This window comes from Frankia sp. CcCS3 (assembly GCF_977927575.1).
This window is the reverse complement of record NZ_CDWRCL010000007.1, coordinates 1-12,612: the sequence shown is the minus strand read 5'-3', so window position 1 is coordinate 12,612 and position 12,612 is coordinate 1. Positions and strand designations below refer to the sequence as shown.

The following is a 12,612-nucleotide window of genomic DNA, read 5'->3' as shown; positions in this document are numbered from 1 at the left end:
ACGGGCCATCCGGGGCGGGTGAACCGTCCGGAGCGGTGGCCCATCCGGGGGGGGTGGACCACCCGGAGCGGGTGAACGGTGGTTGGTTCGGGTGCCGCCGTGGTACTGAGAAACTCACGGCGGCACTTGGCGGCCCGCGGAGGGGGAAACATGGCAGCGGGTCCGCTCGGTCGTGCTCCCGCGGGGCCGTGGCGCCGCCGGGCCGCAGTGGGCATCCTCGGTGGCCTGACGGTGGCCTTCGCGGTGGCGACAGCCCGGCTGTTCGTCTTTCCGCACCAGGATGCTCCCGCCCCGGTGGACGCGATCGTCATGTTCGCCGGGAGTCCGGGACGGCTCGAACGCGCCGTCGCACTCACGCGAGCCGGCTACGCACCCGTGCTCGCGGTCTCGGCGCCGACGGAGAAGGACCCGTGCCCCGGGCCCATTCCCGGGGTCGAGGTGATCTGTTTCTCGTCCGATCCGCGGACGACCCAGGGCGAGTCGCGGTGGACCTCCGCGGCGGCGGCACGCCGCGGGTGGCATTCGCTCATGGTCGTCGCCTCGACCTCACAGAGCACGCGCGCCCGGCTGCGCCTCGACCGTTGCTATGACGGCGAGACGCGGATGCAGGGGGTCCCGCCCCCGCGCCGGGCCTGGCCGTACGTGATCGCCTACGAGTGGGCGGCCCTGGGCAAGGCCCTCGTTCTCCAACGCCACTGCTGACCGCCGACCGTGCTCAGCGCCCGTCGGCCCGGTCCCCGGCCCGGGCGGCGAGCTCCGCGGCATAGACCTCGTTGCGGGAGACGCCGTACTCGGCGGCCACGGCCTTGCGCGCGTCCTTCGGGGACATCCCCGCCGAGGTTCGTCGGGCTACCTCGGCGACCAGGATCCTGCCGTCGATGATCGGCCCAGCCACGCTTGGCCCGGCCCGGCCCCGGGTACCGCCGGCGACCACCAGCGTGAACTCCCCCCGGATAACCCGGCCGTCGGTGGCCCAGCCGAGCAGATCGGCGAGGTCGCCGCGGACGATCTCCTCGAAGGTCTTCGTCAGCTCGCGGCAGAGCACCGCCGGACGGTCGGCGCCGAAGGCCGTGACGAGGTCGCGCAGGCCGGCCACGAGCCGGTGTGGGGACTCCAGGAACACCATCGTCCGCGGCTCGCCGGCCAGGTCGCGAAGGCGTCCACGCCGGTCGCCGCCCTTGCGCGGCAGGAAGCCCTCGAAGGTCCAGCGGTCCGTCGGCAGCCCGCTGACGGCCAGGGCCGCGGTGACGGCGGACGGACCGGGAACGACGGTCACGGCCATCCCCGCGGCGGCGGCTGCGGCCACGACCCGGAACCCGGGGTCGGAGACGGCGGGCATCCCGGCGTCGGTGACGAGCGCGACGGTGGCACCCTGGCGCAGGTAGTCGGTGAGCTGGGCGGCCCGGGTGCCTTCCACCGCGTCGTAGCACGACACGATCCGCCCGGACACCGTCACGTCGAGCGCGTGCGCCAGCCGTAGGACCCGGCGGGTGTCCTCGGCGGCGATCACATCCGCGGTGGCAAGGATCTCGCCGAGCCGAGGGCTGGCGTCCCGGACGTCGCCGATGGGGGCACCGCACAGCACCAGGGTCCCGGACACCCGACCAGTCTGTCAGGAGCCAGGACCTACCCTGATCGGTGTGACGGCGACGACGGCCCACCTGCCCTGGACGGCGACCGGTCGCGGGGACGCGGCGCGGGTGGCCGGCCCGGGTTCCTCCGGCCCGGCCGGCGGTCGGCCGCTCTCGGTGCGTGAGCGGCTGTGCCCACCGATGCCGCGGTCGCCGCTCGTAGGGTGGCTGGCGACCCTGTCCGTCGCGATCGTCGCCGGGCTGCTGCGTTTCTGGCACCTCACAGAGCCCCGCGGGATCTACTTCGACGAGGTCTACTACACCAAGGACGCCTGGGGCCTGCTGACGGCCGGGTATGAGATCAACTCGACGACCTGTTCCGGTCCGGCCTACGTCGTCCATCCGCCGTTCGGCAAGTGGCTGATGGCCGCCTCCGAGGGTCTGTTCGGCTATACCGACTGTGCCGGGGTCTCGCACGGCAGTCCGGAGCTCGGCTGGCGGTTCTCGTCCGCGCTGTTCGGGACGCTCGCTGTCTTGGTCCTCGCCCGCGCCGCCCGACGGATGTTCCGCTCCACGCTCCTGGGCTGCTTCGCCGGTCTGCTCCTCGCCCTCGACGGGCTGGAGTTCGTGCAGAGCCGCATCGGGATCCTCGACATCTTCCTGATGACTGGCGTCGTCGTGGCGCTGGCCTGTCTGCTGCTCGACCGGGACGACGGCCGCCGCCGGCTCGCCGACCGCCTGGAACCGGCTGGTTCCGGTCCCGGATCAGCACCTCTGGGGGACAATGCCGCCGGCCCGGACAGCGGCTCGACCGCGGCGGCTCCGCCCACCCGGGCCGACCGCCTCCTCGACACGTACGGGCCGCGGCTGGGGTTCCGCCCCTGGCGGCTGGCCTGCGGGGTGGCCCTGGGACTGTCCATGGGGGTGAAGTGGAGCGCCCTCTACACGATCATCGGCTTCGCGGCGCTCGCCCTCGCGTGGGACATCGGAGCGCGGCGCACCGGCGGAGCCCGCCGACCCGTGTTGGGAGCACTGCGCCGGGACAGCCCGGCCTGGTTCGCCGGGTTCCTACTCGTCCCCATCGTGACCTTCCTCGCCACCTGGACCGGCTGGTTCGCCACCGACGGCGGCTACTACCGCCACTACTACGGCAACGGCTTCGGCGCCGCGTGGCACGGCTGGTGGAAGTACCAGATGGCGGTGCTGAAGTTCCACGAGGGACTCCACGAGGGGCACGCCTTCGCGTCGCATCCGATGAGCTGGCTGGTGATGGCGCGGCCGGTCGCGTACTACTACTCCTCGCCGGCGTACGGGACCTCGGGCTGCCACGATCCGGCCGGCTGCTCCCGGGAGGTCCTCGCTCTGGGCAACCCGGCGATCTGGTGGGTCGGCACGGCGGCGCTGGTCGCGATGCTCGCCTGGTGGGTCTCCCGGCGGGACTGGCGGGCGGCCCTGGTGCTGGTCGGGTTCGGCTCGGCCTTCGTGCCGTGGCTGCTGCTCCCGAACCGCACGATGTTCTTCTTCTACGCGCTGCCGTCGCTGCCGTTCCTGGTCCTCGCCATCACGGCGCTGGCCGGGCTCGTCCTCGGCCCGCGCGAGGCGTCGGAGACCCGCCGCCTGGTCGGGGCGCTGTCGGTCGGAATCTACACGATCATCGTCGTGCTGCTCTTCGCGTACTTCTACCCGATCCTGGCCGCCGAGGTGATCCCCTACTCCTCGTGGCGCGCCCGGATGTGGTTCCCGGGCTGGATCTGACAGGACACCACACCAGGCCCACGGTGCCGACCCGTGAACCCCGACGAGGCCCGCGGCGTCGCCTCAACGTGATCCGACTCACGACTTCGCGCCCCATTCGTGGCATCACCACCGTAGGCGATGCAACCATTACGAATCGGCAAGCCGGAACGGCGACAGCCGCAGCGACAGGGGTTATCGAAGTTGGACGGTCACGAAGAGCCGAACAAGGACGCCACTAGCAGCACCGCCCTGGTCCTTGAACGGGGGGGTCGCGTACAGCTCGAGAAGTCGATCCGAGAGGGTGGGGCGGTCACCATGCCCCGAGGCCGTGCGGCAGTGAGCGCCCAAACGGGCCTCCCTCCGACCTCCAACCACCGGAGACGGGTGTCGGGCGGGCCGAGACTGGGAGGAACCACCATGGCGGATGTGTCGGTACGCTTCGCGATGACCGATGACAGCGAGATCGTGCTGAACCTGTCGCTGACCCAGGCGATCCGGCTCACGGAGGCGATCGCGTCGAAGGTCAGCCAGGCGATGACCGAGCAGCCGCGGGCCGGCATGAACGGCAACGCCTACGGCCCCGGGGTGCGCCCCGGCCCCTACTCGACGTCCTGAGCCGTCCGGCACCGAGCCGGGCTGTACCCCCGGCGTACCCCGCGGTGCCGGGCTATCCCCCGGTCAACTGGGCGATCAGGGCCCGCAGCAGGTCGAGATCCCGGCGGCGCAGCTCGGCGACGGACGACGGATCCGGCCGTGTGGAGGCCAGCGCCGCACGCACCGAGCGCAGCTTGTCGCGCAGGATCTCCACGTCGGCGGGTGTCAGTAGACCGTCGCGCAGGACCAGCACGACGTGGCCACCGTGCTGCACCACGTCCACCGGCTCGACCATCGGCAGCGTGACGACCCGGATACCGACAGGTGCCTCCTGGTCGTAGACAAGACACAGCTGGTCCTCCGCCATCACCTCCGCGGTGCCGTCGTCCCACAGCACGGTCGCTCGGGCCGTGATGGGGGTCACACCGCGGGCCGACTCGACCCGCACGGGGTCAGCGTTCCCGGCCGGTTCGCGACGGCCGGCCGGGTGGACGGCGAGTACCGTGCCGCGCCGCGACCAGACCCCGCCACCGAGGTCGTCGACGGGGAAGACCCGGTCACCCCGGGCGAACATCACCAACGTGGCACGACCGTCCTCGGCGATCGATGGGTGGGCGGCCATAGCGTGATCGTAGGTGGCCGCCGTGGGGGCCCGAGCGCCGAGACCCCACCAGGGCGCATCCGGCAACACCCGCACACCCGCGCCGGAAACTACCGTTCCCCACCGGTGAACCGGTCCCAACGATCCTGGTAGCCACCGATGTGGCCACGAACCACCGCCGGCATCGCACGTTCACCGGCTCCCCGCGGCCACTGTGGCTTACGCCCGGTCATGGTCCCGTGGGCTCCGCAACGGGTTACCTTCGCCTGGTTGCCACCGAATCGCGTGGCGACCGGCGGCGGTCGGAGGACGCGGGCGGCTCCCGGCGGGCCGCGACAACGTGGTCCATCCTCCCCCCTGTCCCGCAACCCCCACGGCCGACCTCGGCCGGTCACGTTTCGCGGAGCCCACGAATGCCCGACACCGACTATCCGCCCATCGAAGAGCACGCGGTCATCGGCGACCTGCGTACCGTGGCCCTGGTCGCCACGGACGGCACGATCGACTGGTACTGCCCGCAGCGCTTCGACGCGCCGTCGGTTTTCGCGAGTCTGCTGGACGCCGACCGTGGCGGATCGTTCCGCATCCACTGTCCGGACTCCCGGGCCAGGCAGCTCTACCTACCCGACTCGAACATCCTGATGACCCGTTTCCTCGCCCCCCGCGCGGTCGGTGAGGTCATCGATTTCATGGTCCCGGTGGACAGCGACGTCACCGAGACGCCGCACGTCGTGGTCCGCCAGGCGCGAGCGGTGCGTGGAACCGCCACGTTCCGGCTGCGCTGCGACCCCCGGTTCGACTACGGCCGAGCCCCGCACACCGTCACCCTGGTACCCGGTTCGGGCGCGGTGTTCGAGTCGACCGCCGGCACCCTTGTGCTGCGCACGGCCCTGCCGCTGCGCGTCGAGGCCACGGCCGTGGTCGCCGAGTTCGAGCTGGCGATGGGCGAGTGTGCCGACATCGTGCTCGAGTGGAACTCGACCATCCGCCCATTGATCATCGGTGAGGCGGAGACGTTGTTCACCCGGACGCTGAACTACTGGCAGGCCTGGATCCGGCGCGGGCGCTATCACGGCCGGTGGCGGGAGATGGTGCTACGCAGCGCTCTCGTCCTCAAACTGCTCGTCTACCGGCCCACCGGGGCGCTGGTGGCCGCGCCGACCACCTCGCTACCCGAGGAGCTCGGCGGCGTGCGCAACTGGGACTACCGCTACACCTGGATCCGCGACGCGGCCTTCACGGTGTACGCGCTGATGGCGCTCGGCTTCACCGACGAGACCGCGGCGTTCATGGACTGGCTCGAACAGCGATGTCACGAGGCACCCAAGGACTCCGGGCTCTACGTGCTCTACAGCGTGGACGGCAACGCCGACCTGGACGAGCTGGTCCTCGACCAGCTGTCCGGCTATCGCGGCTCGAAGCCGGTGCGCGTCGGCAACGCCGCCGCCACACAGCTCCAGCTCGACATCTACGGCGAGCTGATGGACTCGGTGTACCTGTACAACAAGCAGGTCCCGATCTCCTTCCAGCTCTGGGAGGCGCTGGGCCGCCAGCTCGACTGGCTGGCCAAGCACTGGGACGAACCGGACGAGGGCATCTGGGAGACCCAGGGTGGGCGCCATCGCTTCACCTACTCAGCCGTGATGACCTGGGTCGCCTTCGAACGGGCCTGCCGGATCTCGCGCCAGCGTGGCCTGCCCGGGCCGACGAACGAATGGAAGGACTACGCCGGGCAGGCCTACCGGTTCGTCCAGAACGAGGCGTGGAACCCCACCCGCGGCGCCTACATGGAGTTCCCCGGCTCACCACGGATGGACGCATCCCTGCTGTGCATGCCGCTGGTGAAGTTCTCCGGCCCCACCGACCCCCGGTTCCTGTCGACCCTGGAACGGTTCAGCGGGGACCTGGTCAGCGACAGTCTGGTGCGCCGGTACGCCGCGGACGGCAGCGACGGCCTCACGGGTGACGAGGGCACCTTCAACCTGTGCTCGTTCTGGTACGTGGAGGCACTGACCCGGGCCGGTCGGGTCGCCGAGGCCCGGATGGTCTTCGAGAAGATGCTCACCTACGCCAACCACGTGGGGCTCTACGCCGAGGAGATCGGTTCCTCCGGGGAGGCGCTCGGCAACTTCCCGCAGGCGTTCACCCACCTCGCCCTGATCAGTGCCGCGATCCATCTCGACCGCGCGCTGGGGTGACCGACCCGAGGACGGGTGTGCGGTGACCACGGGTGTGCGGTGACGGGCGGTTTCCGGTGCCGGCGCGGCACGGCAGGATAGGCGGCGAGGATACGCACCGGAGCCGATAGCCTGAAGATCGGCACCGATGTTCGGAGTGCGGGATCCTTCAAGGTCGGGATCCTTCGAGGTGCGGGATACGAGGGGCGAGGTCATGGCGGGACTGGACCGTTTCCGGGTGGTCGTGGAATCCGGGCGCGGAGATCGGGCGGGAGTGGTCGTCCGGCTGCCCGGCGCACTCATCGTCGCCCGTGCCGGCCGGTCGGAGACGGCCGAGACGACCACCAGGCTGCTGGCGCTGTGCGCCGAGGTCGCCGCCGAGGTGGGCGCCACCGCGTCGACCATGGGTCGCCGGCTGGTGCGCCGGGTCGCAGGGCTGCTGGCCGACGCCGATCCGGATCGGGTGCCCGACTTCAGCCTGCTGACCACGGTCAATGACCGGGTCGCCGCGCTGGTCCACGGGGCGATGGACGTCGTCGCGACGGGCAGCTCCGGGGTGACGCTCTCCGGCGTCGACTCGGCCACGTGGGTCGACCGGCTGCTGCCCACCGAGATCAGCCGGATCGACGTCGGCCCCACCGGCATGGTCGGGCCGACGGGTTTCCCCGGCGGGCTCGGCGATCTCGGTTTCCCGCTCGACCTGCGCATCGGGGCCGTGCCCGGGATCGGGGTGAGTCTGCTGCTCAGCGACACGCCGTCGCTGCCCGCGCCGAAGGCCTCCGCCGAGCAGCTGCTTGTCGGGTTCGATCCGGTCCGGGAGCCGATGACCGGCGCCGCGCCCATCCCCACGCCGGGAACTCGCGCCCCCGATCCGATGTCGACCACCCCGCCGGCGCTCGCCCCCCTGCGCAGCAAGGAGGAGGAGGCCCACCGGCGCCGCGCCGCCGCCGAACCGACGCAGGCGGCCGACCTTGACGAGCTCGACGAGGATCCGCCCACCGAGCTGGCCCAGCGTGACTCGATCCCGCGTGCCGGGAGCGATCTGGGTGGCAGGCACGGCCACGCCGGCCACGCCGGGCCCGTCGGCCACCGCGAGGGCCTCTCCGACGATCTGGGCGACGACCTCACCGACGACGAGCACGACGCCCTGACCCAGCTCCCGGGCCAGAGCTTCACCATCTCCGACCTCATCGAGGACGACGAGGCACCGACGATGCTGCCGAGCAGCGGCGAGCCTCAGGTCGAGGGCGTGCTGTGCGCCAACGGCCACTTCAACCACCCGCAGGCGCCGTACTGCTCCGAGTGCGGCCTGTCGCTCGCCCAGCAGAACACCCGCACGGTCTGGGGCCCCCGGCCGCCCGTCGGCGTCCTCGTCTTCGACGACGGCCAGACCATGAACGTCGACATGGACCTGGTGATCGGCCGCCAGCCGGACCGCGACGATGCGGTCCGGGCCGGGAAGGCACGGGCGCTGCCGGTCGAGGACGGCGAGAGCGCGGTCTCCCGGGTACACGCCATCATCACCCTCAACGGCTGGGACGCGGTCATCACCGATCAGGGTTCGGCGAACGGCACTTACATCGCCCCGCCGGAGGCGACCGTGTGGACGCCGCTGAGCCCGCACCAGCCGGCTCCCCTGATCCCCGGCACCCGCGTCCAGGTGGGCAAGCGGACGTTCGTCTTCAACTCCCACCTGCACGTTTGACCACCTGCCCGGGCAACTCACCCGCCCAACCGAGGTGATCATGACGACGGCGAACGACGACCGGCCAGCCGGCGACGACCCGCCGGCCAGCGACGGCGATGCGGCGCGCGGGAGTGACGCGCGGCCGCGACGCCGCTGGGCCCGAAGCCGGCTGTGGTGGGCGCCGGTGATGCTCGCCGTGGTAGCCGGCCTGCTGGCGGCCGGCGCGGCGCTGGGCAACCTCGCCAGCCGGCCACCGGCTGAGGGGTCGGTCGACGTCGGCTTCGCCCGGGACATGTCCGAGCATCACGCCCAGGCGGTGCAGATGGCCATGATCGAGTTCAGTCACGGCGGTGACCAGGACACCCGCAGCGTGGCCCAGGACATCGCGCTGACCCAGCAACGCGAGATCGGCATCATGTCCTCGTGGCTGTCCGGATGGGGACGGCCCCAGTCCACCTCCGGGATACCGATGCGGTGGATGCGGGACTCCCGCACCGTCAACGGGGCCTCGGGCGGGCAGGATGGTCATGACGGTCACGGCGCCGCCAGGCCCGGCATGACCATGCCGGGCCTGGCCGAGGATGCGGCGGAGGACGCGTCCAGCGACCCGCGGGACACCGCGCGCATGCCGGGCATGGCGACCCCCGCCGAGCTGCAACGGCTGGCCTCGATCCGGGGCCATGACCTCGACGTCCTCTTCCTCACCCTGATGGTGCGCCACCATCGTGGGGGGCTGGCCATCGCCCAGTACGCGGCGATGCACGCCGGTGAGGACCGGGTACGGGCGATGGCCAGGGCGATGGTGCTCGCCCAGTCGATGGAGATCGACCAGATGCAGCGCGATCTGGTACGCCTCGGCGCGCCTCGGGCCTGACCGGCGAACCCACCCGCTGTCACGACGAAACCGCCTTTGTATAGTCAAGTGGGACTAACCGGACTCGGGGAAGGTAGCCCCCTCGTCGCAGGGCAGGGGAGGCCGCCGCCATGCCTGGTGCAACCGCCCGAGAGGCCGCCGACGCCGGGGGCTTCGTTCGCCGGACGGCCCCCGGCGGCCCCTGGTACTCCCGCCGCCTCACCGGCCACTGGCCGGGGATTCGTTACGTCCGGGTGGAACTGCTCGCCGGCCTGGTGACCTCGCTCGCGCTGATCCCGGAGACGATCTCCTTCTCCGTGGTGGCGGGGGTCGATCCGAAGGTCGGTCTGTTCGCGTCGTTCACCATCTCGGTGGTCATCGCGTTCACCGGCGGGCGCCCGGCGATGATCTCGGCGGCGGCAGGCTCCATGGCCCTCGTCGCCGCCCCCCTGGTCCGCGACCACGGCCTGAACTACCTGCTGGCGACGACCATCGGGGTGGGCCTGCTGATGTTCGTGCTCGGCCGGCTCGGGGTGGCACGGCTGATGCGGTTCGTCCCGCGGGCCGCGATGATCGGCTTCGTCAACGCGCTGGCCATCCTCATCTTCACCGCGCAGATACCGCACGTGATCGGCAAGTCGTGGCAGGTCTACGCCCTCGTCGCCGCGGGCCTCGCCATCCTGCTGGCCGTCCCCCGCCTGACCAGAGCGGTCCCGCCGCCGCTCGTGGCGGTGGCGGTCCTCACCCTCGTCACCGCCGGTTTCGACATCTCCGTCCCCACCGTCGGCGACGAGGGCCGGCTGCCGAGCTCACTGCCCGTCCCCGGCGTGCCCGACGTGCCGCTGACCTGGGAGACACTGCGGATCATCGCCCCGTACGCGGTGGCGCTTACCGCCGTCGGCCTGGTGGAGACGCTGCTGACCGCGCAGATCGTGGATCGGTTGACCGACACCACGCATGACCCGAACCGCGAATCCCGGGGCCTGGGGATCGCCAACATCGTCAACGGCTTCTTCGGCGGGATGGGCGGCTGCGCCATGATCGGCCAGACGATGGTGAACGTCAGCTCGGGCGGGCGGGGCCGGCTGTCGACCTTCGCCGCCGGCGGCTTCCTGCTCATGCTGGTCGTCCCGCTGCGCGACCTCGTGCGGGTCATCCCGATGTCGGCGCTGGTCGCGGTGATGATCATGATGTCGGTCATGACCTTCGAGTGGCGCAGCATCCAGCCCTCGACGCTGCGCCGGATGCCCCGCAGCGAGACCGCGGTCATGGTGGCGACCGTCGCCGTCGTGGTGCCCACCCACAACCTCGCCTACGGCGTTGGGGTGGGCGTCGTGCTGGCCGCGCTGCTGTTCACCCGCCGGGCCGCGAATCTGGCGCTGGTGACCAGCGTGCTCGACCCGGAGGGCCGGGAGAGGATCTACTCCGTCCAGGGCACGCTGTTCTTCGCCTCGACCAGTGATCTGGTGAACGCCTTCGACTACGCGCGCGATCCCGGACGGGTGGTCATCGACCTCTCGGAAGCCCACCTTCTCGACTCGGCGGCGGTCACCACCCTCGACGACGTGTGCGCGAAGTACCGCGAACGCGGCACGCAGGTGAGCCTGGTCGGGGTGAACGCCCGTAGTGCCACCCTGCTGCACAAGCTGTCCGCCGAGCCGGCCCAGGTGGAACCGGCACCGACCGAGCCGGCACCGACCCGCGTCCGGTGAAGTCGAGCTGATCGTGAATACACTCCGCCATTAGATGCTCACTCAGATACTTACGCTGAGGATGGTGGCGGGATGGCCGGAGAGCGGGGCGCCGGGCTCACTCAGGGTCTGATCGACTTCACTCGGCGCCAGCCCGCGGTGGTCGTCATCATCATCGTCCTAGGCGGGTTGTACCTTGCCAGGTCCGGTCCGGGCCCGGGTTCCCGGGCCGTCCTCGTCCCCGGGATCGAGTTCTCGACCCCGTCCCTGATCACCCACAACCGGACGACCTATGCCTTCGGCGTGGACCCGGACTCCCCCGGCACCGTCGACGTGCTCTCCAGCCGGGACCGCCGGAGCTGGACGATCGAGCCGGCCGCGCTGCACACCCTGCCGCCCTGGGCCGACCCCACGGGCGGCCTCGGCCCGGCGGCCGTCGGCGCCTTCGGCCATGGGTTCGTCATGTACTACGCGACGGCCGTGCGTGGCCTCGACGTCCGCTGTATCTCCGCGGCGACCGCCGACTCCGCCGACGGTCCGTTCGTCGACACCTCTCTCGCGCCCTTCATCTGCCAGACCGCGGACGGCGGCAGTTCGGATCCGAGCCCCTTCGTCGACGAAGCCGGACGCGCTTACCTGGCCTGGGCAAGCCCCGGGGCGGGCGGCGGCTCGGACCGGAACCACGGCGCGCCGCCCACGCTGTGGGCGCAGCGGCTGCGACCCGACGGACTCGTGCTCGCCAGCGAACCCGCCGTCATGCTCCGCCCGAGCCTGTCCTGGCAGCAGGGGCGGATCTCGGCACCATCGATGATCTCAACCCGCGGGCGTCACCATCTGCTCTATTCGGCCGCGTCGCCGCTCGGTGGACGGCAGGTGGTGGCGACCGCGTCGTGCAAGGGGCCGCTCGGGCCCTGCCGGCCGGCGGACGAACCGATGCTGACCGGGGGAAAGGTCGGCTTCGGACCGAGCGGGGCCCATGCCTTCACCGACGCGCGGGACCGCTGGTGGGTGGGGCTGCACAGCTGGGACTCCCGGCCCGACGGCGCCTACCTGCCAATCGGTCGGTTCGTCGTCGCTCCGCTCGACGTCACCCGGGACGCGGTGACGCTGCACGTCGACTCCCTCGTCCGAGGACGGGTGCTTGATCCGGACGAGCATGACCCATCCCACGAGCACCCATCCCACGAGCACCGCCGGCAGCACGAGGACCGGGTAGACGGCGAGGACCGGGTGGGATAATCAGGTGGTGGGGCCGGCTCCCCGCCGTCTTCGCGGACTACGACATTCCGAATCCGAGCATTCCCGGTATCTCCACCGAGGACCACGGGCCCTGGAAGTGCCGACAAAGCGACTTACGGAGAAGGTCCATATGCCAGTCGAGCTGAATCATACTATTGTGCATGCCCGGAACAACCGGGAATCGGCCGAGTTTCTAGCGGATATCCTCGGTCTCAAGGTCGGCGCCGCGCGGGGACCGTTCATCCCGGTCGTCACCGCAAACGGTGTCACCTTGGACTTCGCCACCGCACCGGTTGAGTCGATCACTGCGCAGCACTATGGGGACGTAATGAAGTAACAAATACGTGATCGAGAGCATCATCGCAGGTCACAGGCCTGTGGAGGGTTCGAAACGCGCAAGTTATTTCATTTCGACTCCTATGCGTTCCTGATCGCCGAGGAGGAGTTCGACGCGGCGTTCGA

At 70.9% G+C, this 12,612-nt stretch carries 11 protein-coding genes; 9 read left to right on the top strand and 2 right to left on the bottom strand.

Annotation, left to right across the window (positions count from 1 at the left end; all coding sequences use genetic code 11):
• The first annotated feature begins 150 nt into the window (after positions 1-150).
• Entirely contained in the window at positions 151-702 is a 552-nt protein-coding gene (locus AC08OQ_RS01435; RefSeq protein WP_476599595.1) for a YdcF family protein, read from the top strand.
• Between the two features lie 13 nt (positions 703-715).
• On the opposite strand, the gene rsmI is transcribed toward AC08OQ_RS01435, so the two are convergent.
• Positions 716-1,600 carry a 16S rRNA (cytidine(1402)-2'-O)-methyltransferase gene (rsmI, locus tag AC08OQ_RS01430; RefSeq protein WP_476599593.1) on the bottom strand — a complete coding sequence of 295 codons (885 nt, stop codon included), beginning with the start codon at positions 1,598-1,600 and terminating at the stop codon, positions 716-718.
• A 40-nt stretch (positions 1,601-1,640) separates the two neighbouring features.
• Here rsmI and AC08OQ_RS01425 point away from each other — a divergent pair, with 40 nt between their 5' ends.
• Together AC08OQ_RS01425 and AC08OQ_RS01420 are read left to right on the top strand one after the other, a co-directional pair.
• A complete protein-coding gene (locus AC08OQ_RS01425; protein ID WP_476604268.1) occupies positions 1,641-3,326 on the top strand; it encodes a dolichyl-phosphate-mannose--protein mannosyltransferase in 1,686 nt (561 codons plus the stop codon).
• A gap of 399 nt (positions 3,327-3,725) precedes the next feature.
• A complete protein-coding gene (locus AC08OQ_RS01420) occupies positions 3,726-3,923 on the top strand; it encodes a hypothetical protein (protein WP_006541195.1) in 198 nt (65 codons plus the stop codon).
• Between the two features lie 52 nt (positions 3,924-3,975).
• Here the strand turns inward: AC08OQ_RS01420 and AC08OQ_RS01415 are convergent, their stop codons facing one another.
• Complete coding sequence (locus AC08OQ_RS01415) at positions 3,976-4,524, bottom strand: hypothetical protein (RefSeq protein ID WP_476601305.1); 549 nt, start codon at positions 4,522-4,524, stop codon at positions 3,976-3,978.
• Between the two features lie 392 nt (positions 4,525-4,916).
• Here AC08OQ_RS01415 and AC08OQ_RS01410 point away from each other — a divergent pair, with 392 nt between their 5' ends.
• The 6 genes from AC08OQ_RS01410 (at position 4,917) to AC08OQ_RS01385 (ending at position 12,487) form a co-directional block, all read left to right on the top strand.
• The gene (locus AC08OQ_RS01410; protein WP_476601306.1) at positions 4,917-6,701 is read left to right on the top strand and encodes a glycoside hydrolase family 15 protein; all 1,785 of its coding nucleotides are present in this window, start codon (positions 4,917-4,919) and stop codon (positions 6,699-6,701) included.
• Positions 6,702-6,894: 193 nt separating this feature from the next.
• Complete coding sequence (locus AC08OQ_RS01405) at positions 6,895-8,385, top strand: FHA domain-containing protein (RefSeq protein ID WP_476601307.1); 1,491 nt, start codon at positions 6,895-6,897, stop codon at positions 8,383-8,385.
• Positions 8,386-8,425: 40 nt separating this feature from the next.
• Positions 8,426-9,241, top strand: coding sequence for a DUF305 domain-containing protein (locus AC08OQ_RS01400; RefSeq protein ID WP_476601308.1), 816 nt, complete (start codon positions 8,426-8,428; stop codon positions 9,239-9,241).
• A 110-nt stretch (positions 9,242-9,351) separates the two neighbouring features.
• Positions 9,352-10,932, top strand: a complete 1,581-nt coding sequence (locus tag AC08OQ_RS01395; RefSeq protein ID WP_476601309.1) for a SulP family inorganic anion transporter — start codon at positions 9,352-9,354, stop codon at positions 10,930-10,932.
• A gap of 72 nt (positions 10,933-11,004) precedes the next feature.
• Positions 11,005-12,150: a family 43 glycosylhydrolase gene (locus tag AC08OQ_RS01390; protein WP_476601310.1), complete on the top strand. Its 1,146-nt coding sequence runs from the start codon at positions 11,005-11,007 to the stop codon at positions 12,148-12,150.
• 130 nt (positions 12,151-12,280) lie between these two features.
• Positions 12,281-12,487 carry a VOC family protein gene (locus AC08OQ_RS01385; RefSeq protein WP_476601311.1) on the top strand — a complete coding sequence of 69 codons (207 nt, stop codon included), beginning with the start codon at positions 12,281-12,283 and terminating at the stop codon, positions 12,485-12,487.
• The last annotated feature ends 125 nt before the right edge of the window (positions 12,488-12,612 follow it).

Coding starts and splice junctions, on each gene's coding strand:
- AC08OQ_RS01435 (WP_476599595.1), top strand. CDS start 151: ATGGCAGCGGGTCCGCTCGGTCGTGCTCCCGCGGGGCCGTGGCGCCGC.
- AC08OQ_RS01420 (WP_006541195.1), top strand. CDS start 3,726: ATGGCGGATGTGTCGGTACGCTTCGCGATGACCGATGACAGCGAGATC.
- AC08OQ_RS01415 (WP_476601305.1), bottom strand. CDS start 4,524: ATGGCCGCCCACCCATCGATCGCCGAGGACGGTCGTGCCACGTTGGTG.
- AC08OQ_RS01410 (WP_476601306.1), top strand. CDS start 4,917: ATGCCCGACACCGACTATCCGCCCATCGAAGAGCACGCGGTCATCGGC.
- AC08OQ_RS01405 (WP_476601307.1), top strand. CDS start 6,895: ATGGCGGGACTGGACCGTTTCCGGGTGGTCGTGGAATCCGGGCGCGGA.
- AC08OQ_RS01400 (WP_476601308.1), top strand. CDS start 8,426: ATGACGACGGCGAACGACGACCGGCCAGCCGGCGACGACCCGCCGGCC.
- AC08OQ_RS01395 (WP_476601309.1), top strand. CDS start 9,352: ATGCCTGGTGCAACCGCCCGAGAGGCCGCCGACGCCGGGGGCTTCGTT.
- AC08OQ_RS01390 (WP_476601310.1), top strand. CDS start 11,005: ATGGCCGGAGAGCGGGGCGCCGGGCTCACTCAGGGTCTGATCGACTTC.
- AC08OQ_RS01385 (WP_476601311.1), top strand. CDS start 12,281: ATGCCAGTCGAGCTGAATCATACTATTGTGCATGCCCGGAACAACCGG.